22 protein-coding genes are annotated in these 20,441 nt (G+C 66.2%); 14 read left to right on the top strand and 8 right to left on the bottom strand.

What is annotated here, in order from left to right:
- On the top strand, positions 1-469 hold a 469-nt coding region (locus tag VGI62_RS09955; protein WP_331504327.1), incomplete at its 5' end, for a response regulator.
- 81 nt (positions 470-550) lie between these two features.
- Positions 551-724 carry a DUF1328 domain-containing protein gene (locus VGI62_RS09950; protein WP_331504326.1) on the top strand — a complete coding sequence of 58 codons (174 nt, stop codon included), beginning with the start codon at positions 551-553 and terminating at the stop codon, positions 722-724.
- Between the two features lie 694 nt (positions 725-1,418).
- On the opposite strand, the gene VGI62_RS09945 is transcribed toward VGI62_RS09950, so the two are convergent.
- On the bottom strand, positions 1,419-1,868 hold the full coding sequence (locus tag VGI62_RS09945) for an OmpA family protein (RefSeq protein WP_331504325.1): 450 nt from the start codon (positions 1,866-1,868) through the stop codon (positions 1,419-1,421).
- A 222-nt stretch (positions 1,869-2,090) separates the two neighbouring features.
- The gene (locus VGI62_RS09940) at positions 2,091-2,294 is read right to left on the bottom strand and encodes a YMGG-like glycine zipper-containing protein (protein ID WP_331504324.1); all 204 of its coding nucleotides are present in this window, start codon (positions 2,292-2,294) and stop codon (positions 2,091-2,093) included.
- Between the two features lie 161 nt (positions 2,295-2,455).
- On the opposite strand from VGI62_RS09940, the gene VGI62_RS09935 reads away from it, so the two are divergent.
- Genes VGI62_RS09935 through VGI62_RS09925 form a run of 3 tightly spaced genes read left to right on the top strand, consistent with a single transcriptional unit; the run spans position 2,456 to position 4,513 of the window.
- A complete protein-coding gene (locus VGI62_RS09935; RefSeq protein ID WP_331504323.1) occupies positions 2,456-2,824 on the top strand; it encodes a hypothetical protein in 369 nt (122 codons plus the stop codon).
- Between the two features lie 21 nt (positions 2,825-2,845).
- Positions 2,846-3,712, top strand: coding sequence for a diacylglycerol/lipid kinase family protein (locus VGI62_RS09930; protein ID WP_331504322.1), 867 nt, complete (start codon positions 2,846-2,848; stop codon positions 3,710-3,712).
- A gap of 6 nt (positions 3,713-3,718) precedes the next feature.
- Complete coding sequence (locus VGI62_RS09925; RefSeq protein ID WP_331504321.1) at positions 3,719-4,513, top strand: metallophosphoesterase; 795 nt, start codon at positions 3,719-3,721, stop codon at positions 4,511-4,513.
- A gap of 20 nt (positions 4,514-4,533) precedes the next feature.
- On the opposite strand, the gene VGI62_RS09920 is transcribed toward VGI62_RS09925, so the two are convergent.
- The 3 genes from VGI62_RS09920 to VGI62_RS09910 all read right to left on the bottom strand — a co-directional run bounded on the left by VGI62_RS09920 (position 4,534) and on the right by VGI62_RS09910 (position 5,516).
- Positions 4,534-4,710: a DUF1328 domain-containing protein gene (locus tag VGI62_RS09920; RefSeq protein ID WP_331504320.1), complete on the bottom strand. Its 177-nt coding sequence runs from the start codon at positions 4,708-4,710 to the stop codon at positions 4,534-4,536.
- Positions 4,711-4,806: 96 nt separating this feature from the next.
- A complete protein-coding gene (locus tag VGI62_RS09915) occupies positions 4,807-5,202 on the bottom strand; it encodes a hypothetical protein (protein WP_331504319.1) in 396 nt (131 codons plus the stop codon).
- Entirely contained in the window at positions 5,199-5,516 is a 318-nt protein-coding gene (locus tag VGI62_RS09910; protein ID WP_331504318.1) for a glycine zipper domain-containing protein, read from the bottom strand. The genes VGI62_RS09915 and VGI62_RS09910 overlap by 4 nt, the downstream gene beginning before the upstream one ends.
- Before the next feature lie 180 nt (positions 5,517-5,696).
- Here VGI62_RS09910 and VGI62_RS09905 point away from each other — a divergent pair, with 180 nt between their 5' ends.
- Positions 5,697-7,124 (top strand): HWE histidine kinase domain-containing protein, encoded by a 1,428-nt coding sequence (locus tag VGI62_RS09905; protein WP_331504317.1) that lies wholly within the window; start codon positions 5,697-5,699, stop codon positions 7,122-7,124.
- A gap of 192 nt (positions 7,125-7,316) precedes the next feature.
- Here the strand turns inward: VGI62_RS09905 and VGI62_RS09900 are convergent, their stop codons facing one another.
- The gene (locus VGI62_RS09900) at positions 7,317-8,519 is read right to left on the bottom strand and encodes a CaiB/BaiF CoA-transferase family protein (RefSeq protein WP_331504316.1); all 1,203 of its coding nucleotides are present in this window, start codon (positions 8,517-8,519) and stop codon (positions 7,317-7,319) included.
- A 97-nt stretch (positions 8,520-8,616) separates the two neighbouring features.
- Here VGI62_RS09900 and VGI62_RS09895 point away from each other — a divergent pair, with 97 nt between their 5' ends.
- Genes VGI62_RS09895 through VGI62_RS09885 form a run of 3 tightly spaced genes read left to right on the top strand, consistent with a single transcriptional unit; the run spans position 8,617 to position 10,555 of the window.
- Positions 8,617-9,297: a fumarylacetoacetate hydrolase family protein gene (locus VGI62_RS09895; protein WP_331504315.1), complete on the top strand. Its 681-nt coding sequence runs from the start codon at positions 8,617-8,619 to the stop codon at positions 9,295-9,297.
- Positions 9,297-9,941 carry a maleylacetoacetate isomerase gene (maiA, locus tag VGI62_RS09890; RefSeq protein ID WP_331504314.1) on the top strand — a complete coding sequence of 215 codons (645 nt, stop codon included), beginning with the start codon at positions 9,297-9,299 and terminating at the stop codon, positions 9,939-9,941. The genes VGI62_RS09895 and maiA overlap by 1 nt, the downstream gene beginning before the upstream one ends.
- A complete protein-coding gene (locus tag VGI62_RS09885) occupies positions 9,941-10,555 on the top strand; it encodes a carbonic anhydrase (protein WP_331504313.1) in 615 nt (204 codons plus the stop codon). Before maiA ends, VGI62_RS09885 begins: the two co-directional genes overlap by 1 nt.
- Positions 10,556-10,638: 83 nt before the next feature.
- On the opposite strand, the gene VGI62_RS09880 is transcribed toward VGI62_RS09885, so the two are convergent.
- Both VGI62_RS09880 and VGI62_RS09875 read right to left on the bottom strand, forming a co-directional pair.
- Positions 10,639-11,592 carry an isopenicillin N synthase family dioxygenase gene (locus VGI62_RS09880; RefSeq protein WP_331504312.1) on the bottom strand — a complete coding sequence of 318 codons (954 nt, stop codon included), beginning with the start codon at positions 11,590-11,592 and terminating at the stop codon, positions 10,639-10,641.
- 10 nt (positions 11,593-11,602) lie between these two features.
- Positions 11,603-13,501, bottom strand: a complete 1,899-nt coding sequence (locus VGI62_RS09875) for a monovalent cation:proton antiporter-2 (CPA2) family protein (RefSeq protein WP_331504311.1) — start codon at positions 13,499-13,501, stop codon at positions 11,603-11,605.
- 109 nt (positions 13,502-13,610) lie between these two features.
- On the opposite strand from VGI62_RS09875, the gene VGI62_RS09870 reads away from it, so the two are divergent.
- The 5 genes from VGI62_RS09870 to VGI62_RS09850 form a co-directional block, all read left to right on the top strand.
- Positions 13,611-14,327, top strand: coding sequence for a CoA transferase subunit A (locus tag VGI62_RS09870; protein WP_331504310.1), 717 nt, complete (start codon positions 13,611-13,613; stop codon positions 14,325-14,327).
- Complete coding sequence (locus tag VGI62_RS09865) at positions 14,327-14,995, top strand: 3-oxoacid CoA-transferase subunit B (RefSeq protein ID WP_331504309.1); 669 nt, start codon at positions 14,327-14,329, stop codon at positions 14,993-14,995. The genes VGI62_RS09870 and VGI62_RS09865 overlap by 1 nt, the downstream gene beginning before the upstream one ends.
- 149 nt (positions 14,996-15,144) lie before the next feature.
- Entirely contained in the window at positions 15,145-15,900 is a 756-nt protein-coding gene (gene msrA / locus VGI62_RS09860; protein ID WP_331504308.1) for a peptide-methionine (S)-S-oxide reductase MsrA, read from the top strand.
- 588 nt (positions 15,901-16,488) lie between these two features.
- On the top strand, positions 16,489-19,110 hold the full coding sequence (locus VGI62_RS09855) for a TonB-dependent receptor (RefSeq protein ID WP_331504307.1): 2,622 nt from the start codon (positions 16,489-16,491) through the stop codon (positions 19,108-19,110).
- An 883-nt stretch (positions 19,111-19,993) separates the two neighbouring features.
- Positions 19,994-20,441, top strand: a 448-nt coding sequence (locus VGI62_RS09850) for an agmatine deiminase family protein (RefSeq protein ID WP_331504306.1), incomplete at its 3' end; no start/stop codon positions are given.

The raw sequence follows: 20,441 nt of genomic DNA, 5'->3' as shown, positions 1-20,441 counted from the left end.
GGCCGCCCAGATCCTCGACGCCGATTTCCCGGAGATCGAGCGACTGATCGCCGAGGCCCAGGCCGAGATCGACGCGGAGCTGGCCACCGACGTGCTGATTATCGAGGACGAGCCCGTGATCGCCGCGGACATCGAGGCCCTTGTCATGGAGCTTGGCCATACGGTGATCGACATCGCAGCCACGCGCACCGAGGCGGTGGATGCGGTCGGGCGCAAGACGCCGGGCTTGGTGCTCGCCGACATCCAGCTCGCCGACGGATCCTCCGGCATTGATGCGGTGAAGGATATCCTTGGTCGCTTCAATGTGCCGGTGATCTTCATCACAGCCTTCCCCGAACGCCTCCTGACCGGCGAGCGTCCGGAGCCGACCTTCCTGATCACCAAGCCGTTCCAGCCGGAGACGGTGAAAGCGGCGATCGGCCAGGCGCTGTTCTTCCACCCCCGAAAGGCCGCCAGACAGGCCGCCTAGCGGAACAGGCGCCCGATCCTCGACGTTTCGAAACCAGCGCAGCAAAGCGCCGCTGCGCGTTTCCCTTGGGAGGAGGCTTCGATGCTCGGCTGGGCGTTGGTATTCGCTGTTCTGGCGGTGATCGCCGGTCTGCTTGGCTTCGTCGGCCTGGCCGGCCTGGCAGCGACCATCGCGAAGGTGTTGTTCGTGGTCTTCCTGGTGCTGCTCGTCGCCAGCTTTGTGATCCGGGCCCTTCGCGGACAGTCGGTGGTCTAGGACGCCCGCAACTGGAGCCGAAAAGGCGCGGCTTCGAGCCGGCGCCGCGTTCACAGTCGCCTGGGCCAGCGATTGTCCGGTCCCACGACCATGCGAAGGTCTCGTTTACTGAGACGGAAAATAGCTGAAGGGGCCGGTCGCCGGGCGGCTCGAAATCGGATTGGCCGGATGTGTCAACGAGCCGACAAGACCACTGATCAGCGCGAGCGCGATCACGGCGCACAGGATTGTAAGGCGCCGGCGCAGGATGAGCTGGCGATGGTTGGGCGTCATCGTCAGGATGGGGCCGCGACGGGCGCCATAGCCAGATTGCAACATCGAGACGCCTTTCTCGACTGCGCTAGGCCATCCGCCCGCGGCAAATGAAACGGGCGCGGAGGCGGCGCGTTCCCGCCCTACACGCGTGATACGGCTGGGCTACGACGGAAGTCAGCAAAATCAACTGCATACGACTTCATGATTTGGTCGACCGCTTTTTCCTCCAAGAGAGGGCAAAAAAGTCGACGTTCTCCGGAACACAATTGCAGCAAGTGTGTTTCTAGACTTGCGGAGGCGGCGACGCCCCCCCCCGACTTGAGACTGGCGAGCACGCCAGTCTGCCGTCTCCGCACCCTTTTCTCGATGATGCACACTGGGCGGGTCCTCGGACCCGCCCCTTCCTTTTTGGGACTTCGGACGAACTTGCTCGACGCGGTCAGCTCGGTTGGAGGTGAAGCACGACATCTGCTCGCCGCCGGAGCGGGCGGCTATTGCCGCCAGGCGTTGTGGCTCCGACGTCGCCGATCGCCTGAACCTTGAACTCCGCCGCGGGCAAGCCCGCCGCCGCAAGCGCCGCCGTCACGGATTGGGCGCGTCGCTTGGAGAGCTCGAGATTGGCGTCCGGGGCGCCCACGGCGTCAGCAAGGCCCAGGACCTCCACGCCCGCGACCTTGCACGGCCGGCTCTGGGCGGCGGCGGCGGCCAACACCTGGCGGCCTTCGTGGGTCAATTCCGCGGACTCCGCCTCGAAATAGATCTGCACGGTCTGGTCGACGCAATGCTGCGGATTTTTCACGATCTGCGCCCTGCTCGTATTCATGCTGGTGCAGCCGCCTAGTCCCAGCGCCAGGATGATCGCGGCACTGGCCGTTTCACGGAAGGTCATCGTCAATCGCCTTTCAGACGCGACAAAGGGGGGCCCGGACAATTCCCGGCCGTGCCCCATGCCCACCAAGACTGACAGGCCCCAGGGCTGAGCCTGCTTCAGCGAGGGCTGCCATCTTCCCAGAAGTATCGAGCGGTTGCGGCATCGTAGTAATAGTACCGGCCGGCCCGCTCGTCATAGTATTGCCGGTGATCGCCGGGAGATGCGCCGCATCCGCCCTGGTCATGGCAGCCCCTTCACCGCGCCGGCCGCGGCGCCCGCCGCGCCGCCGATCAGGGCGCCGGCGGCCGCGTTGCCGGATCCGGTGTTGTTGCCGATCACCGCGCCGGCCACGGCGCCGATCGCAGCGCCCCCGAGCGTGGTGTTGGTGGTGAGGATCGTCAGCGCAAGCGCACAACAACGCGCCTGCTCCCGGGAGCGCGACAAGAGGTTTGAACGTCATCAGTCAGGATCTCTAGCGTGTCCCTTCCCCGCCAAACGCCACCGAAGCGCTGCAGTTCCGCTCGTGGGCGCCCGCCTGGATGCGCTGGTCGGAACCGCCGTCGTCGCCCGCCGTTGGGAAAGCATCGCCACGATGGAGCTCTCCGATGGTTGGCATCGATCCCGATGGTCGCACCGCAGCCCTCAATCGGGCGGAACGGCAGGACGTCGACGAGGCCCGCGCCGATGTCCGCGAAGCCTATGAGCGGGGCCGCAAGGATGAACGAGCCAGCCGCAAGCGGCATCCCTTCCTCATGACCGTTACCTTTGTCGCCGCCATCTGTGGCGTGGCGCTGTTGGCGCTGGCTGCAGTGAACGGTTCTTTTGCCAGTGGCGGCCAGGTGGTGGACCAGAATCTCTCGCTCGCGGCCGACCGGGCCGGGCCGCAGGTGCGCCAGGCGGCCGGCCAGGCCGGACAATCCTTGCGCAGCGCGGGCAGGCTTGCGAAGCCCAAGGCTACGGACTCTGCTGGTTAGGGAGCCCTGCAGTTGGGGGCGATGACGGGGGTCAAGAAGGTCGAGGTGGTCGCCAACGTCGCCTCGGGCAGCGTCGGGAAGGACGCGCCAGCTGAGGTCGCCAAGATCCTTGCGGAGTTTGGACTGGCGCCGCACGTCCGGACGCCTGAGCCGCAGGAACTGACCAGCTGCTTGCGGGCCGCGATCGACGCAGCGCCGGACCTGCTGATTTTGCTGGCCGGCGATGGCACGGCGCGAACAGCCGCTGAGCTAGCCGGGCCGGACGGCCCGGTCATCGCACCCCTGGCGGGGGGCACGGTCAACGTGCTGCCGCGCGCAATCTACGGCGAGCGTCCGTGGCAGGCGGCGCTCTCCATCGCGCTCGATCACGGCTTCGAGCGTCCGATTGGAGGCGGGACGGTGGACGGCCACAGCTTCCTGGTGGCGGCGATCCTCGGGCCGCCTGCGCTATGGGCGCCGGCACGGGAAGCGGCTCGCTCGGGCCAGTTGAAGCTGGCCTGGATGCGGGCTCAACGCGCTCTGCGCAGGGCGTTCACCGGTCGGCTCCGTTACACGCTGGATGGCGGCCAGCGCCTTAAGGCCGAGGCAGTGGTTTTCATGTGTCCGCTGACGTCGCGGGTATTGAACAACGACGAGTCAGCGCTGGAGTCTGCGGCGCTGGACGTGGAGGACTTGGCGGCGGCTTTCCGCCTTGGCTTCCATGCGCTGACCGGTGACTGGCGCGACGCGCCAGGCGTCAATACTGAGCGCTGCCAGTTGGCCCGAATATGGTCGGCGCACGGCATCCCGGCGATGCTGGACGGGGAATCCGTGCGTCTGAAGACGCTTGCCGAGGTTCGCTACACCCGCAACGTCGCCCGGATTCTAGCCATCCCGAAAGACGTCTGAACCCTGATGATCGCCCGCTTGGCGCACCTCTCCGACATCCATTTCGGCGGCGAGAACGCACCGGCGGTGGTCGCGGCGACGGAGTGGGTGAACTCAGGCGCTTTCGACCTTGTGGTGGTGACCGGCGATATCACCCGCTACGCCGAGGTCGTTGAGTTTGAATCGGCCGCCGCTTGGCTGGCCCAGATCCGGGCGCCTACGCTGGTGACGCCGGGCAATCACGACGCGCCCTACTTCGCCTGGGCCGAGCGAGTGTTCGCGCCTTTTCGCCGCTACGAGCGCGTGATCGGTCCGGCCGCGGCTCAGGCTTATTTGACCGATACGTTCGCCGTGCGAGGGCTCAATACCGCTCGCGGGCCCCAACCGCGGCTCAACTGGTCGAAGGGCCAGATCTCCAGGTCGCAAGTGCGCAGCGCCGTCGCGTGGCTCGGTGAGGCGGGTGCGGAGCGTCTGCGCATCGTCGCTTGTCACCATCCGCTGGCGGAGATGATCGGCGGCCCGATGACCGGTCGGGTCTGGGGCGGGGAGGCGGCGGCAAGGGACTTCGCGAACGCGCGGGTGGACCTGGTTCTGTCAGGCCACATCCACGCGCCCTTCGCGTGGCCCTATCCCTTTGCGGACGGCAAGACCTATGCCGTGGGGGCGGGCACCCTCTCCGTGCGCGAGCGCGGCTCGCCGGCGGGGTTCAATGTGGTGGAGATAGACAGGACGGCGATCCGCGTCGCCGCCCTGGCATGGACCGGCTCCCATTTCGAGCCGCATCGCACCTGGTCCCTGGATCGCAGGGAGTCTCAGTCATAGGCCCAGCTCGGACGAGGGGTCTAAAGCGATGTGCCGCGACCGCGTACGAAGTTCATGATCAGCGAGACGACGAACAGCACCAGGAAGACGTAGAAGGCGATCTTGGCGATGCCGATCGCTGCGCCGGCGATGGTGGTGAAGCCGAGGACACCTGCAATCAGGGCGACCACCAGAAAAGTCAGAGCCCAGCCAAGCATTGGGTTTTCTCCATTCGCGCCGTTGCGGCGCCACGGAATGTCAACGTCCCGGCCTCGGGGCTGTTCCGATTCTGCTCGCCGGCGCCGCTGGGAACGCTAGTGCCGGGGCGGATGCCTTGCGGAGCGACCGGCAAAGAGGCCGGCGACGACAGCGCTCAGGATCCGCGGGTTGCGGACCACCACAGCTGCGGCGGCGCCGACCGCGGCCAGGGCGACCAGGGGCCGGTCGCGGGCAAGGTCGACCAGCTTGGCGGTGACGTTCTGCGTATCGCCCCTGACCGGCGGAGGCCGCGCCCTGCGCGTGACGACCAGCGCCAAGAGAAGCGCGATAAGCGCCGCCACACCCGCCACGACCGCGGCCGCCCAGGCGGGGCCGATGGCATCGCGCACGCCGGCATAGAGGGCGAAGGCCAAGGCGACGATGCAAACGGCCGCCGCCGCTGCTATGGCGGCGACGGCGGCGATCAGTCCGACGAATTTCCTGAAGATCAACGGCGCGACGAGGCGAGCAGCAGACCGATGAGCACGCCGACGCCGAGTGCGGCGCCGGTGGCGGCCAGCGGCCGTTCGCGGACTCGTTCGGTCATGTATTGTTGAGCTTGGTCGAGCTGCTGACCGGCGGTGTCGGAATAGGCGCGGGTCTGGGCGCGCAGTTGCTCGATGCCTTCCTGGACCGCGCGCTCGATGCGCTTGGCGGCCTCGGCGATGGAGCGTTGCGCCTCGCTGGACAGCTTGTTCGCCGAGTCTGAGGCGGAATTGACCGCGCTCTTAGCCTCATCAACGTAGTCGGCGGCGTTCGCGGGCATTGAAAGGTCTCCGAAGGATCGCCCCGGCGGGCGGCGTGAAGTTGAAAGCCTGAACGTAAGACACCCTAGCCGGTTCCTGCCTTGGCCGCAAAGGCGGCCCGCCCTTTCCGCGGGGCCGAAACCGATCTCCGCCGTACGTTCCCTGTCGCGGTGCAGCGTTCGGGGCTCTATGTAGGGATTATGACAGATGGTGATCCGGAGCAGAGCGGGGAGCATCGCCGGCTCGAGCTCGCCCTGAAGGTCGCCGGGCTGGGGGAATTCGAGTGGGATATCGCCGGCGGCGTGTTCGTGGTGAGCGAGCGCATGGCGGCGATCACCGGTTTGCCCGTCGGCCCGATGGCGGCTCACACGACACAGGCGATCGAGCCTTTCATCCATCCCGACGATGTCGAGGACTTCCGCGCGCGAAAGAATAGCCAACGCCCGGCGGGAGGGATCTACGAGTTCGAGTACCGCCACATCCGGCCTGACGACGGCCGCACGGTCTGGGTGCGGGTCGCCGGCGTGCTCGATCGGGACGCCGCCGGGCGACCCCGGAGCGCCACCGGGATCGTCGAGGACATAACCCCCCTCAAGGTGGAGGAGCAACAGCGCCAGACCCTGATGGCCGAGCTGGACCACCGGGTGAAGAACGTGCTCGCCACGGTCCAGTCGCTCGCGATCCAGACCGCGCGTCGAACCACCTCGCTCGACGGCTTTCTGGAAAACTTCAGCGGCCGGCTGAAAGCCATGGGCTCGGCCAACGAACTGCTCACCGCCGCCCGCTGGCGCGGCGCTGCGATTGACCATCTGGCGGCCGCCGAACTCGGGGCGCTTGCGCCGGGGCAGACGGCCTGGGAAGGCCCCGAGTTGTTCCTGACGCCGAGAGCAGCCAACGCGCTCGCGCTCGGCCTACATGAGCTCGCCGCGAACGCGGTGAAGTTCGGGGCGCTCTCGTCGGAGACCGGTCGCGTGTTCCTGCGGTGGTCCCGCCGGAGCGACGGGGGCTTCGAGCTCATTTGGACTGAGAGCGGCGGCCCGACCGTTACGCCGCCGACTCGTCGTGGCTTCGGCTCGACGCTGCTTGAGCAGGTCACCAGCCGCGAGCTGAACGGCGAGACCGCCATCGACTATCGCCCCGCCGGAGTGCAGGCCACGCTGCGCGCTGGCCCGGCTGCCGTCGCGCCCCGCCCGGAGACGGTGCCCGAGGCGCCTGTCGCGCGGACCGCCGAGACCGTCGCCACCTCGAGCGGGCCGGCGAACCTGCGCGGCGCGCGCGTGCTCATCGTCGAGGACGCGGTGTTGCTGGCCATGGAGCTGGAGACCGGTCTCTCCGAGGCGGGCGCCCTCGTGATCGGGCCGGCCTACGAACTGGACGAGGCGATGGCGCTGCTTGATCAGCCGATCGATGCCGCGGTCCTTGACGCCAATCTCAACGGTCACTCTGTCACGCCGGTCGCCGAGGCGCTTGTGGCCCGCCGGACGCCGTTCGTCTTCGCAACCGGCTACGGCGAGGCTGGAGGCGCGCCCGGGGGCTTCGACGCACCCGTCATTCGCAAACCATACGATGTGACCCAGGTCGCTATGGCGGTGGCCGAGCTTCTCAAGGTCAAGACGCCGCACCCCTAAGCCGCCCCCTGAGACAAGGCGCCGCCTCGGCCCGATGCCCCCCCCACTGTAGACAAGACGGCAGGGGGGCCTGCGGACTTCGCAGGGGCCGGATCGGCGGCCAGGTAAATCGCCCGAATCAAGCGATCCGACTCCCTCGTTGGTCCGCGGCATAGGCCGCGGACCGGCGTCCATCTTTGGGCGCCCCGCAGGTCAGATGATCGCCCTGGCGCGCAGTTCGGCCAGGCGTTCATTCGAACAGCCGGCGCGCGCTCTCAGCACCTCATCTGTATGCGCCCCGAGCACCGGCCCCGGCCATCGCACCGAGCCCGGCGTGCGTGACAGCTTCGGGAAAGCGTTTTGCATTCTGATCGCCCCGAACACCGGGTGGTCGGTGGTGACGATGGAGTCTCTGGCCTGGAACTGCGGATCCTCCAGCATGTCCGGCGCGCGAAAGACCCGGCTGGCCGGTACGCCTTTGGTTTCCAGCAGGGCCAGCAGGTCCGACAGGGCGAAGCCCGACGTCCATTCAGCGATGATCGTATCAAGCTCTCGCTGGTTGGCACCGCGCGAGGCGTGGTCGACGAACTTGGGGTCGCTCTTGAGGTCAGGTCGCTCCATGGCGTCGGTCAGACGTGCATAGACCGTGTCGCCGTTACCGCCGATCAGGATCAGGTCGCCGCCCGCGCACGGATAGGCGTTGGAGGGCGCGATGCCAGGCAGGACCGAGCCTGAACGTTCGCGGACATAACCGGTCAGGTCGTATTCCGTGACCAGGTTCTCCATCACCGCCAGTACGCTCTCATAGAGCGCCGCATCGATCACCTGGCCCTTGCCGGTGCGCTCGCGCTCGTGGAGCGCCATTGTGATCCCCATTACGGCGTGCATGGCCGCCAGGCTGTCGCCGATGGAGATCCCGGCGCGGGCCGGGGGACGGTCGGGCTCGCCGGTGACATAGCGCAGGCCGCCCATGGCCTCGCCGATCAGGCCGTAGCCGGCTCGCGAGGCGTAGGGCCCGGTCTGGCCGAAGCCGGAAATCCTCGCCATCACCAGCTTGGGATTGTCGGCCGACAGGGTTTCGTAGGAGAGGCCCCACTTCTCCATCGCCCCCGGCCGGAAGTTCTCGATGACCACGTCGGCCTGGGCGATCAGGGCCTTGGCGATGGCCTGGCCTTCCGGCCGGCGCAGGTCGAGGCCAACTGATTTCTTGTTGCGCCCGATCACCGGCCACCACGGGGACTGGCCCTTGGGAAGGCTGCGACCCCACTGGCGCATGGGATCGCCAACCTTGGGATCCTCGATCTTGATCACCTCGGCCCCGAAGTCGCCGAGGATCTGCCCGGCGAACGGGCCGGCGATCAGTGAACCCATCTCGATCACCACCACGTCCGAAAGGGGGCCCTGGGCGATGGTCATCAATTCGATCCTCCTGTCGCGGCTGCCGGGACGAGGCCGCAGATGGCGCGGTTAGGTGGCTGGACGCCTCGCATCCTGCGGCGTAAGGCGCAAGGTCATGAGCCAGTTGCTGTTCGATCCGCCGGCCGTGACCACCGTTCCCGTTGAGGGCCAGACCGCCGCATTCCCGGTGCGCCGCATCCTCTGCGTCGGGCGCAACTATGCCGCTCACCGGCGGGAGATGGGCGGTGACGACCGCGATCCCCCCTTCTTCTTCGCCAAGCCCGCAGACGCCATCGTTCCCCCCGGCAAGGACGTGGCCTATCCGCCCAAGACCTCCAATCTGCACCACGAGGTTGAACTCGTCGTGGCGCTGAAGGCCGGCGGCAAAGACGTGCCGGTGGAAAGGGCGCTGGATCTGGTGTTCGGCTATGCGGTGGGCGTCGACATGACCCGCCGCGACCTGCAGAACGCGGCGAAGGACAAGGGCCAGCCCTGGGATAGCGCGAAGGGCTTCGACGCCTCGGCCCCGATCTCGGCGATCACCCCTTGGACGGGCCCGGCGCCGCAGGGGCGCATCAAGCTTACGGTGAACGGCGAGACGCGGCAGGACGCGGCGGTAGCCGACATGATCTGGGCGACGGCGGAGATCATCTCCGAGGCTTCCAAGCTTTGGACGCTCGCGCCCGGCGACCTGATCTACACCGGCACGCCGGAGGGCGTCGGCCCGCTTGTGCGCGGCGACCGCGTCGAAGGCCAGATCGAGGGCGTGGGCTCGCTCCGCTTCATGGTCGTCTGATGGGCCTGACGCTTTACAGCGCCTGGCGCGCGACGGCGCCCTATCGGGTCAGGATCGGGCTCGCGCTGAAGGGTCTTGCCTACGACTATTCCCCGATCGATCTGATCCGCGGCGACCAGCGCAAGGCCGAGTATCGGGCGATCAACCGCCAGGGGCTTACGCCGGCTCTGGATATCGGCGGCGGCCGCGTGCTCACCCAGAGCCTGGCGATCCTCGAGTGGCTGGAAGAGGCCCATCCCGAGCCGCCGATCCTGCCCCAGGACGCCCTCGACCGGCAGATCGTCAGGGCGATGGCGCTGATCATCGCCTGCGACATCCATCCGTTGAACAACACCCGGGTGGGCCGCAAGCTGAACAAGATGGGCGTCGACCAGGCCGGCATCCTCGAGTGGACGCAAGGCTGGATCTGCGAAGGCTTCGACGCACTGGAGCCACTTATCGAGCGGCACGGGCGAGGGTTCGCGTTCGGCGACAAGCCGACGATCGCCGATTGCTGCCTGATCCCCCAGATCTATTCGGCGCAGCGCTACGAGGTGGATCTGATGCCGTATCCGTCGATCCGGTCGGTCGCCGATCGTGCGGCGAATCATCCTGCCTTCCAAATGGCGCACCCCAACAAGCAGCCCGACGCGGTTCTCTCCTGATGCTCGACGACCTGAAGGCCAACAACCGCGCATGGGCCGCGCGCATGGTCGCCGCTGATCCTGGCTTCTTCAAGCGGCTGGAGGGCCAGCAGGCGCCGGAATACCTTTGGATCGGCTGCTCAGACAGTCGGGTGCCGGCAAACGAAATCGTCGACCTCGATCCCGGTGAGTTGTTCGTTCACCGCAACGTCGCGAACCTCGCCCCGCCTCAGGACGCCAACTATCTCTCGGTGCTGCAGTTCGCCATCGACGTGATCAAGGTCAAACACGTGATGGTGGTCGGTCACTATGGGTGCGGGGGGATCGCTGCGGCGGTCGATGGCAAGCGTCGCGGTCTGGTCGACCACTGGCTGCACCCGATCCGGGAGGTCTGCCATGACCACCGCGAGGAACTCGACGCCATCGGCGACGAGCGGATCCGGCTCGAGAGGCTCTGCGAGCTCAACGTGATCCGGCAGGTCAAGAACGTCGCCTCGGACGTGTTCGTGCAGGACGCATGGGCGCGCGGGCAGCCGGTTAGTGTGCACGGGTGGGTGTATTCACTTTCCACCGGGCTGGTTAACGATCTCGGCGTCACCGTCGGCGGGGTTGAGGACTTGGCAAGGCTGGACTGACTGCAACTCGTGCGGCTTTCCACCGGATCGGCCGCCGGGGAATACACGGGCCCCTTCCCGCTTCGCGGCGAGGGGCCTCTCAATCAAGCCAGCTTGATCTCGCGCAGCCGCTCCTGAAGGAACGCGTCGGCGGTGATCGAGGTCGGGTAGCGGTCCGGATGAACCGGATCGATGCAGCCCGGCAGGGTCTTGATCTCGTAGTCCGAATTGAAGTGCAGGAAGAACGGCGTCGAGTAGCGGGGCACACCGCGGCGTTCCGGCGCCGGATTGACAACCCTGTGCGTCGTCGACGGCAGCCGATGGTTGGTCAGCCGCTGCAGCATGTCACCGATGTTGCAGACCAGAGATCCAGGCGGCGGATTGATCGGCAACCATTGGCCGTCACGGTCCAGCACCTCCAGGCCAGCCTCCTCGGCGCCCAGCAGCAGAGTGATCACGTTGATGTCTTCGTGCGCCGCGGCGCGGATGTGCGGACCGTCGAATGGGACCGGTGGGTAGTGCAGCAGCCGCAGGATCGAGTTGCCGAAGTCGACCGTCGGATCGAAGAAATGCCGCTCCAGCCCCAGGTAGGTGGCGATCGCCTCCAGAACCTTCAGGCCCATGGCGTCCAGCGCCTCGTAGAGCCAGCCGACGGCCTGGTGGAATTCCGGGACCTCGGCGTCCGGCCAGATGTTGTCGGCCATGTGGCTGCGGTAGGGGTGGCCCGGCGGCAGGTCGCGTCCGACGTGCCAGAACTCCTTGAGGTCGTAGTTCGTCTCGCCCTTGGCGGTCTCGACGCCGAAGGGCGTGTAGCCACGCTGGCCGCCGACCGGCAGCCTGTAGTTCAACTTCTCGGCTTCCGGCAGGGCGAAGAACGCCTTGGCCGCCGCAAGCGCCGTATCGATGCGCGACTGCGCGATGCCGTGGTCGGAGATGACCGCGAAGCCGAAGCGGGCGAAGGATGAGCCCAGCGTTTCGGAGAACTTGTCGAAGTCGCGGTCGAACTCAAGGAACGAAACGGGCTCGATGCGGGCAGGAAGGGCGTGGGCCTGGCTCATGAGGCGATGTCTACACCCGCTCCTTGTCGCCCTCCAACCGCTCCACTTCGCTATTCGAGGAGGGCGCTGCGAGCTGTGGCGCGTCCTCCAGGTCCTCCTCCTCGGCGATCCGACTCATCTCCGCGCGCAGCAGACGCTCGGTCGTGTCGCGCGCGTCGCGGGAGGCCATGATGTAGTTCTCCTCTTCGCCGGCGACCGGAGCGAGTTGGCGGAAGAACTCGTCGTCCTGCTCGCGGAATAGCACCGCTGCGCGGCTGGCGCGGCGCTCGGACAGGCCGAGCTTCAGCAAGGCTTTGCGGCCCATGTTGAGCGCGCTTTCGAAGGTCTCGCGTTCGACCGTGACGTTGGGTGTCTTCAACAACTCGTAGGCGTGGCGGCGGTCCCAGGCGCGGACCAGAATCTGAAGCTCGGGGAAGAGCTGATGGGCCGCCTCGACCATCTCCGAGGCCTTCTCCCGGTCGTCGATAGCCACGATCAGGAGCTTGGCCTTGTCGGCGCCGGCGGTGCGCAGAAGGTCCATTCGGCTGGCGTCGCCATAGTGAACGGCCCAGCCGAAGCGGCGGATGATCTCGATCTGCTCGATCGATGAGTCCAGCAGCACGACCCTGAAGTTGTTGACCAGCAGCAGGCGGGTGGCGATCTGGCCGAAGCGGCCGAACCCGGCGACGATCACATCGGGCGCGCTCTCATCGAACGGCAGCCGCTCGGGTTCCTCCAACTCCTCCGTGCGATTGAGGATGAGGCGGTCGTACCCTGCCGAAAACAGCGGCGTTGCCGCCATGGAGACCGCGACGACCGCCGTCAGCAGGTGGGCAAGCGCGGCGTCCATCACTTGGGCGCCCAGAACGAAGCCCAGCAGCACGAAGGCGAACTCCCCGCCCTGGGCCAGGCCCACGGCGGTGGTCAGAGCGGCGCGGTGAGGGGCCCGGAACAGCCGGCCGGCGGCATACATTGCGAGCGTCTTCAACGCCATCAACCCGATCACCAGAGCACCGATGGCGAACGGATGGGCGGCGACCAGGCCGAGGTCCAGGCCTGCGCCTACGGTGATGAAGAAGAGCCCGAGCAGGAGGCCGCGGAACGGCTCGATGTCGGTCTCGAGCTCGCGGCGGAACTCGCTGTCGGCCAACACGACGCCGGCGAGGAAGGCTCCCAGGGCCGGTGAAAGGCCGACCAGTTCCATCAGGGCCGCGACAGCGATCACCAGCAGAAGCGCCGAGGCGGTGAAGATCTCCCGCAAACGTGCTGCGGCGATGAACCGGAAGAGCGGACGCGTCAGATAGCGCCCACCCACGACGACAACGGCGATGGCGGCCATCTGGGCCAGGGCTTGCAGCCAGCCGGGCAGGGGCGAGAGCAGGCCCGTGGCATGGGTGGCCGGAGCTGCGCCGGCCGGCGCGAGCAACGGCAGGAGCGCGAAGAGCGGAATCACCGCCAGGTCCTGGAACAGCAGGACGCCGAACGAGGCCTCGCCGACCGGTCCGCTCCTCATGCCCTTTTCCTCGAGGCTCTGCAGGACGATGGCGGTGGACGACATGGCCAGGATCAGGCCGATGGCTGCGCCCACCCGCCAGTCGAGGCCGAACGCCAGCGACGCGGCCGCGATGAGCGCGCCGGTCCCCAGGAGCTGTGCGAGTCCCAGACCGAAGATGGTGGTGCGCAACTTCCAGAGCAGCGCCGGGCGCACCTCCAGGCCGATCAGGAAGAGAAGGATCACCACGCCGAACTCGGCGAAGCGCTGCACCTCGCCGGGAGCGCCCACCAGGTTCAGGAGAAACGGACCGATCAGCACCCCGGCGATGAGGTAGCCCAGCACCGAGCCTAGCCCCAGCCGCTTGGCGATCGGCACCGAGATTACGCCGGCGGCCAGGTAGACCAGTGCCTGGGCGAGCAAGGGCTGGGCGTTCATGGCGCCAATGGACCGTGCCTTCGCCCCCCTTCAAAGTGATTTTGGGCTGGCCGACCATTTTTCTGACGGGGGGCGTTCTCAATTGCTGCATTGCGGCGTACAGGGCGGTATGGCCAGCAAGACAATGGACAGCGCCTCCGAGGCGCTCAGCGGTGTGCTCTTCGACGGCATGACCATCATGGCCGGCGGCTTTGGGCTCTGCGGTATTCCGGAAAACCTGATCGCGGCGATCCGCGACGCCGGCGTGAAGGACCTGACGGTCATCTCCAACAACTGCGGGGTCGACGACTTCGGCCTGGGCGTGCTGCTGGCCGGGGGGCAGATCCGGAAAATGATCTCCAGCTACGTCGGCGAGAACAAGCTGTTCGCCGAGCTCTACCTCTCCGGAAAGCTGGAGCTGGAGTTCAATCCGCAGGGCACCCTGGCCGAGCGCATCCGCGCCGGCGGGGCGGGCATTCCGGCCTTCTTCACCAAGACCGGCGTCGGCACCCTGGTGGCCGAGGGCAAGGAGGTCCGCGAGTTCGACGGCGAAGTCTATGTGATGGAGCGCGGGCTGATCGCTGACCTTGCGATCGTCAAGGCCTGGAAGGGCGACCACGAGGGCAACCTCATCTACCGGCGCACCGCGCGGAACTTCAATCCGATGATGGCCACCGCCGGCAAGGTGACGCTCGCCGAGGTCGAGGAACTGGTCGAGACCGGGGCGCTCGACAAAGACAACATCCACACCCCGGGCATCTATGTGGACCGGCTGTTCAAGGGGGCGGTGTTCGAAAAGCGCATCGAGCAACTCACCACCCGGCCGCGTGAAGAGGTGACAGCGTAATGTCCGAGACGCTTCAGAAGGGGTGGACCCGCGAACAGATCGCTGCGCGTGCGGCCAAGGAATTGCGCGACGGCTTCTATGTGAACCTTGGCATCGGCATTCCGACGCTGGTGGCCAACTACATCCCGTCAGGGGTGCATGTTACCCTGCAGAGCGAAAACGGCATGCTGGGAATGGGACCGTTCCCCTATGCGGGTGAGGCTGACCCGGACCTGATCAACGCCGGCAAGCAGACGATCACTGAACTACCGAGCTCATCCTATTTCTCCAGCGCCGACAGCTTCGCCATGATCCGCGGCGGACACATCGATCTCAGCATCCTGGGCGCCATGCAGGTGGCGGCGAACGGCGACCTGGCCAACTGGATGGTGCCCGGCAAGATGGTGAAGGGCATGGGCGGGGCGATGGACCTGGTGGCCGGCGTCAAGCGCGTGGTCGTGGTCATGGAGCACACTGAGAAATCCGGCGCCCCCAAGCTGGTCAAGGCCTGCACTCTGCCCCTGACCGGCAAAGGCGTCGTGGACCTGGTGGTGACCGAGCTCGGCGTCTTCGAGGTCAATCGCGGCAAGTCGCCCCTGGCGCTCTTGGAGCTCGCGCCCGGCGTGACCGTCGAGGAGATCAGGGCGAAGACCGAGGCCGAGTTCGAGGTGAAAATCGCCCCGACCTAGACCGGGCGTCGCGCATCCGGCTCAAAATCGCCGATCGAGTTGATGCTGTACAAGGGTCGAGGGGTATCCGACGATTGAAAGGTCGGGCTTGTAACCCTGCTCGGCGCCGCCACGTACTTAGTTGCATGACATCGCCCGGAGAGCCCTTGATGACGTCTCCCAGACTTGCCCTCGTCGCCGCAGCCTGCGGCGTTCTGGCCCTTTCAGCGGCCGGCGGGGTCTTCCCGATCGCGCGAGCCGAGGCTGCTTCGCCCGGCGCGCTGCCCGCGCCCAAGATGGACGTCGCCTTGCCTGCCGCCGGCAAGATGGAGACCGCCGTACTGTCCGGCGGTTGCTTCTGGGGCATTCAGGGCGTGTTCGAACACGTGAAGGGCGTGAAGAAGGTCTACTCCGGCTATGCCGGCGGCCCAGGTGTGATGGCGCAGTACGAGTTGGTCAGCACCGGAACAACCGGCCATGCTGAGTCGGTCCAGATCATCTTCGATCCGCAGCAGATCACCTATGGCGAGGTGCTTCGGATTTTCTTTACGGTCGCGACGGACCCGACACAGGTCAACATGCAGTTCCCGGACGAGGGCACGCAGTATCGGGGCGAGGTGTTTTACGCCAACCCTGACCAGAAGCGGGTGGCCGAAGCCTACATCCGACAGCTGAACGACGCCCACGTGTTCAAGAAGCCGATCGCCACGCGCGTCGACCCGTTGAAGGGATTCTACAAGGCCGAGGACTACCACCAGGACTACCTCGTCCGGCATCCCGAACAGCCCTATATCGCCACTTACGACATTCCCAAGGTCGCGATGCTGCGCCAGGTGTTCCCGGACCGCTACATCGCCACGCCGACGACGGTGTTCCCGTTGGAACCGTCAAAGTCCCAACCTGCCAGAACCGCGAAGGCTTCTTAGGTCACACGAGCCCAGGGTTGTGAGGGTAGGGGCGCGCCGGCGTCGGACGGCCGCCACTCGGGCGCCGGATAGCCGGTGCTGCGCGGCTGGGGCCTGAAGCCTTCGCCGACGAAGAGCTCCAGTCGCCGTCTGTGCTTGCGGTCCAGCCAGATGCTGTCGATCTCCTTGCCGAGCGCGCGGTCGTGCGCCCGTGCCCCGGATCCGGATCCTCAGAGGCGGGGACAGCGGCTCTCGGATATAGTCACGGCCGTAGTAAGCGTATCGCCGACAACCTGGGCGCCGCCAACAGCCTACGGAAGACCGCGATCAGTCTGGCCAGAGTGGTTCCCGCGGTCAGCAGAATCGCCCCGCGCGCATCGGCCTCGTCTGCCTTCGGGCGCGGGATTTCGCACAATCGAGGCGGCCCCGGGCGGGGCGCCGGCGCCCGCAGCGAGGCTCCGGCGCCACACTGTTCCGCTTCATTGCGCGACCCGTTGTCACCCTTGCAAAACCGTCACCATCGGATGCGAATTCCGAGCTATTAGGGCGAAATCAAGACGCAAGGCCGTCCCGGGGCGGCGGCCTGGGGTGTCCAAAAAGGGGATATAGATGCAATCGAGACTAGGCCGCGCCTTGTGCGCGACGACCGCTTTGGCGACTGGGCTGGCGCTGGCCGGGGGGGCCTTTGCTCAGTCGACGGCCACCCAGGTGCAGGAAGTCATTGTCACCGGGGCGCACGGGGCGCCGCACATCGCCGGCGTGATCACGCAGGTGCAAGAGGCCAAGGACCAATCGGTCGTCAACCACGAGTTCTTCGAGCGCCAGCGGGCGGGACAGAATTTCGCTCAGCTGATCAACCTGTTGCCGGGCGTGAGCTACACCTCGGAAGACGCGACGGGTAACCTCTCCGGCGACCTGCACATCCACGCCTTCGACGGAAACCACATCGGCGTCACCGTCGACGGCGTCCCCGTCAACGACAGCGGCAACTATGCGATCTTCCCCGGTGAGTACCTCACCACGGAAATCATCGACCACATCACGGTCAACATGGGCGCGACCTCGGTCGACAGCCCCACGGCCTCAGCCGTGGGCGGCACGGTCGACATCGTGTCGAAGGTTCCGACCAAGGATCGCTTGCTGATCGTCCAGCCATCGTTCGGCAGCAACAACGCCAAGCGCCTCTACCTTGAAGGAGACAGCGGTGAGTTCGGGCCCTGGGGGACGCGCTTCTACCTGGCCGGCAACTACAGCCACGCGGACAAGTGGGTCGGTGAAGGCGACCTGACGAAACAGGGCCTCGACGCGCGCATCTATCAGCCGCTGAAGGGCACGGACTTCGTCAGCCTGGCGGCAAGCTACAGCCAGCAGATCAACTACTTCTACGAAACCTCCTCGCCGGCCCAGTTCAACCAGCCGGCGTTCGGCGTCGGCAAGAACAACCTCGACTACAACAACGGATGGGCTCCGGCCACGGCCCGTCCCGGCCTGGTCGACACCCCGCCTCTCGGCACGGGGCCGCTGATCAACAAGGGCACCCCGCCGGACTTCAACCAGGGCAATGACTCATTCGGTGGCGGGCTGCAGGGCAACTACTGGGCGACCCACCCGAACCCGGTGATCTTCGCCACGGTTCGCGGCACGTCGAAGTTCTCGCTCACCGACAAACTGACCTTCACCTTCGACCCGTCGTTCTTCTACACCCTTGCAAATGGCGGCGGGGTGTTCTCCACCAGCGAGAGCGACCCGCGTCTGAAGGGCAACAATCTCAGCTCCAAGGGCGTCGATCTGAACGGCGACGGCGACACGCTGGATACCGTCAACCTCTACGGGCCCAGCAACACCAACACCCAACGCTATGGCCTGACGTCCTCCCTCCTGTTCGACCTCGACGAGCACAACCACTTCCAGCTGGGCTATACGTTCGACGACGCCCATCACCGTCAGACCGGGGAACTTGGGTACATTGATCCGGTGACCGGTAAGCCGGGCTCGGTGTTCGGCGGCAAGGACGGCTGGGGCAGCACCAAGGTGGCCACCGCCGACGGCAGCATCCTGCGCACCCGCGACCGCGCTTCGGTCGCCATGCTGAACCAAGTGGCCGTGAACTACATCGGCCAGTTCCTGGAGGATGATCGCCTGCACGTGAACATCGGCGTCCGCGCACCCTACTTCAAGCGCGAGCTGAACCAGTTCTGCTACACCTATAACGGCACCTCGGTGCAGTGCGACACCGTCGATCCGACCCTCGTGCAGGCGGCCCTGGCGAAGGATATCGCGGCGCTCAAACTCAATCCGACGCAGGCGACGGCGACCAACCTGAACCAACTGCTCTTTGGTAAGAGCACCGGCATCAACAACGACCTGGTTCTTGGCCGTCCGAACTTCCGCCTGCCGTTCCAGCAAACCCTGAAATACGACAAGGTGCTTCCCAACGCCGGGGTCACCTATCGTGTGACCGACAACCAAATGGTCTACGCGACCTACGCGGAAGGCTTCTCGGCCCCCAAGACCGACGACCTCTACACCAGCTCGGCTCAGACCGTGCAGCCGGAGACCAGCGAAAGCTATGCCGCCGGCTGGCGCTACCAGACCGCGACGATCACCACCTCGTTCAGCGTCTGGGACGTCATCTACAAGAACCGTATCGTGCAGTCCTTCGATCCGACCGACCCGTCGATCAGCATCGACCGCAACATCGGCGAGGTCGATATCCACGGCCTCGATCTGGAAGCCGGCGCTCGCCCCTTCGAGCACCTGTCAGTCTATGGCTCGGCCTCGTTCCTGAAGAGCGATGTCAAGAGCAACGAAGCCGTCTCCAGCGTCGGCGGCGTGGCGATCTTCCTGCCCACACAAGGCAAGGAACTGGTGCTGTCGCCGGATACGATGATTTCGGCGCGCGCCCAGTATGACTTCGACTGGATCGAGACGGGTCTTCAGCTGAAGTATATGGGCAAGCGCTGGATCGATGACATGAACACCGCCTCGATGCCCGGCAGTACGTCGGTGGACTTCGATGCGCGCATGCCCGTCACCTGGTGGGGCCTGCAGAACACCTACCTGCAGTTCAACCTCTATAACCTGTCGAACCAACGCGTTCCGACGAAGGTGTCATCGGTCACCAACGCCACCGCTGTGCTCGTCGGAAGCGCCACCGTTTCCGCCAAGCCGTACTTCTATACCTACAACGCACCCAGGAGCCTGTCCGTCACCCTGCACGCTGAGTTCTAAGAGCGGGTCGAGACTGAATTGAAGGGGCGGGCCGAGCAATCAGCCCGCCTTTTTCTTGTCTGCGGAGCATGACCGACAGCCTAAAGGCGGAGTTCCTCCACCCAGCCTGAGGGATCTCGTGAAGCGCAATGAGCGTCCGTCGCGTGGGAGCGGAAGGCGGCGCGGCGCGAGGCTGCGGCCCAAGGACGAAGACAGCGCGATCGGCGCCGGGTCGTCGCTCTTTTGCGGCAGTTTCTACGAAAATCAGACCGTATTTCCGATACCGGAATCCCGTCGACATCCATGTAGTCGATGCGGAAATTCACCGGGTTGGGAATCCGGTAAGCAATGAATTTCATTCAAAAAGGACCGGCTTCCGCGGCTCTGGCCGGCGCGATCGCCGCACCGGCGGCCGCCTTCTCGAATGACGGCGTGGTGAGTGTGATCACGGGCCCGGTGCGCGCACGACGTGGGCGCGGCGATCACCACCCGCTCGCGCGGCAAGTGCTCAGGGAACGGTCTTTTTCGACGGCGCGGTTTCCGCCCAGAATTGCACGATCGACGTTAATGGATCGGATTTCGACACCGCCACCGTCTATCTGCCGACGGTGTCGGCATCGGCCCTTCCGGGCGCCGGCATGGTGGCCGGCTCCACGCCCTTCTTCATCGCGCTGACCCATTGCGAACCTTCTTCGGGCGCTGTGGCGACCTATTGGGAGCCTACAGCGAACATCGACCTGAGCACCGGCCAGCCGGGGTGCTGAAGACGTGGTCCACGACTTGACGATCGCGCCCCCGCGGCCCATCTGCGCGCGTCGCCTTCGTCGAGACCTTCCATGACCCATATCACCCGGCCCACAAGCAAGTGGCCCGCCGAAGCAGGAAGCACCAGGAGGGCTGCCTGATGGCTGCCCAGCTTGGAACCTCCGACCTTCAGGCCGGAGAGCAAGTCAGAGTTCCTGCCGAGTGGGTGTCTCACCGGGCGATGTGGCTGGGTTTCCCCAGCCATGCCGAGCTATGGGAAGACGACTTGCCGATCGCCCAGGCGGAGGTGGCGGCTCTGGCGCGAGCGCTTGCGGGCCCGGGCGGCGAGCGGGTGCGGTTGATGACCGGATCAGATGCTGGAGAGGCGGCCGCGCGCGCGCAGCTGAGCGACGTCGCAGGCGTGGAGATCGTCCCCGGCGCATTCGGTGACATCTGGCTGCGCGATACCGGGCCGATATTTTCAGCCGGTCCGGGAGGGCGCCAGGCCCAGGCGTTCCGGTTCAACGGCTGGGGCGGCAAGTACGCTCTGGAACACGACGACACGGTCGCCGCCCAGATCGCCGAGGCGTCAGCGACGCCGCTGGTCG

The sequence above is a fragment of the Phenylobacterium sp. genome, from assembly GCF_036495085.1.
Classification (GTDB): Bacteria; Pseudomonadota; Alphaproteobacteria; order Caulobacterales; family Caulobacteraceae; genus Phenylobacterium.
The sequence above is the reverse complement of the archived record's forward strand: the minus strand, read 5'-3'. Positions and strand labels throughout refer to the sequence as shown.

Bases quoted from the DNA above. Each gene is read 5' to 3' on its own strand.
- VGI62_RS09905 (WP_331504317.1), top strand. From the start codon at position 5,697: ATGACAGATGGTGATCCGGAGCAGAGCGGGGAGCATCGCCGGCTCGAG.
- VGI62_RS09925 (WP_331504321.1), top strand. From the start codon at position 3,719: ATGATCGCCCGCTTGGCGCACCTCTCCGACATCCATTTCGGCGGCGAG.
- VGI62_RS09880 (WP_331504312.1), bottom strand. From the start codon at position 11,592: ATGAGCCAGGCCCACGCCCTTCCTGCCCGCATCGAGCCCGTTTCGTTC.
- maiA (WP_331504314.1), top strand. From the start codon at position 9,297: ATGGGCCTGACGCTTTACAGCGCCTGGCGCGCGACGGCGCCCTATCGG.
- VGI62_RS09935 (WP_331504323.1), top strand. From the start codon at position 2,456: ATGGTTGGCATCGATCCCGATGGTCGCACCGCAGCCCTCAATCGGGCG.
- VGI62_RS09885 (WP_331504313.1), top strand. From the start codon at position 9,941: ATGCTCGACGACCTGAAGGCCAACAACCGCGCATGGGCCGCGCGCATG.
- VGI62_RS09930 (WP_331504322.1), top strand. From the start codon at position 2,846: ATGACGGGGGTCAAGAAGGTCGAGGTGGTCGCCAACGTCGCCTCGGGC.
- VGI62_RS09950 (WP_331504326.1), top strand. From the start codon at position 551: ATGCTCGGCTGGGCGTTGGTATTCGCTGTTCTGGCGGTGATCGCCGGT.
- VGI62_RS09920 (WP_331504320.1), bottom strand. From the start codon at position 4,710: ATGCTTGGCTGGGCTCTGACTTTTCTGGTGGTCGCCCTGATTGCAGGT.
- VGI62_RS09870 (WP_331504310.1), top strand. From the start codon at position 13,611: ATGGCCAGCAAGACAATGGACAGCGCCTCCGAGGCGCTCAGCGGTGTG.
- msrA (WP_331504308.1), top strand. From the start codon at position 15,145: ATGACGTCTCCCAGACTTGCCCTCGTCGCCGCAGCCTGCGGCGTTCTG.
- VGI62_RS09945 (WP_331504325.1), bottom strand. From the start codon at position 1,868: ATGACCTTCCGTGAAACGGCCAGTGCCGCGATCATCCTGGCGCTGGGA.
- VGI62_RS09865 (WP_331504309.1), top strand. From the start codon at position 14,327: ATGTCCGAGACGCTTCAGAAGGGGTGGACCCGCGAACAGATCGCTGCG.
- VGI62_RS09855 (WP_331504307.1), top strand. From the start codon at position 16,489: ATGCAATCGAGACTAGGCCGCGCCTTGTGCGCGACGACCGCTTTGGCG.
- VGI62_RS09875 (WP_331504311.1), bottom strand. From the start codon at position 13,501: ATGAACGCCCAGCCCTTGCTCGCCCAGGCACTGGTCTACCTGGCCGCC.
- VGI62_RS09895 (WP_331504315.1), top strand. From the start codon at position 8,617: ATGAGCCAGTTGCTGTTCGATCCGCCGGCCGTGACCACCGTTCCCGTT.
- VGI62_RS09900 (WP_331504316.1), bottom strand. From the start codon at position 8,519: ATGACCATCGCCCAGGGCCCCCTTTCGGACGTGGTGGTGATCGAGATG.
- VGI62_RS09910 (WP_331504318.1), bottom strand. From the start codon at position 5,516: ATGCCCGCGAACGCCGCCGACTACGTTGATGAGGCTAAGAGCGCGGTC.